The sequence below is a fragment of the Vibrio olivae genome (genome assembly GCF_042428525.1).
GTDB lineage: Bacteria > Pseudomonadota > Gammaproteobacteria > Enterobacterales > Vibrionaceae > Vibrio > Vibrio olivae.
This window is the reverse complement of record NZ_JBHMEP010000073.1, coordinates 1-645: the sequence shown is the minus strand read 5'-3', so window position 1 is coordinate 645 and position 645 is coordinate 1. Positions and strand designations below refer to the sequence as shown.

Genomic DNA, 645 nt, shown 5'->3' with positions numbered 1-645 from the left:
ACCGGTTTCTGGGTAAAATCCTCAACAACGTGAAGAAGTGGCAGATCCCACGATTCATCAACACGGATAAAGCGCCCGCCTATGGTCGCGCGCTTGCTCTGCTCAAACGCGAAGGCCGGTGCCCGTCTGACGTTGAACACCGACAGATTAAGTACCGGAACAACGTGATTGAATGCGATCATGGCAAACTGAAACGGATAATCGGCGCCACGCTGGGATTTAAATCCATGAAGACGGCTTACGCCACCATCAAAGGTATTGAGGTGATGCGTGCACTACGCAAAGGCCAGGCCTCAGCATTTTATTATGGTGATCCCCTGGGCGAAATGCGCCTGGTAAGCAGAGTTTTTGAAATGTAAGGCCTTTGAATAAGACAAAAGGCTGCCTCATCGCTAACTTTGCAACAGTGCCCGTGTAAATCATCGTCGTAGAGACGTCGGCACTGTTGCAAATAGTCGGTGGTGATAAACTTATCATCCCCTTTTGCTGATGGAGCTGCACATGAACCCATTCAAAGGCCGGCATTTTCAGCGTGACATCATTCTGTGGGCCGTACGCTGGTACTGCAAATACGGCATCAGTTACCGTGAGCTGCAGGAGATGCTGGCTGAACGCGGAGTGAATGTCGATCACTCCACGATTTAC

The 645-nt window shown here is 50.5% G+C and carries 2 pseudogenes; both read left to right on the top strand.

What is annotated here, in order from left to right:
- Nucleotides 1–359, top strand: a pseudogene (locus ACFFUV_RS23545) (IS6-like element IS26 family transposase); the annotation flags it as partial.
- A 142-nt stretch (nucleotides 360–501) separates the two neighbouring features.
- Nucleotides 502–645: pseudogene (locus ACFFUV_RS23540) on the top strand (IS6 family transposase); the annotation flags it as partial.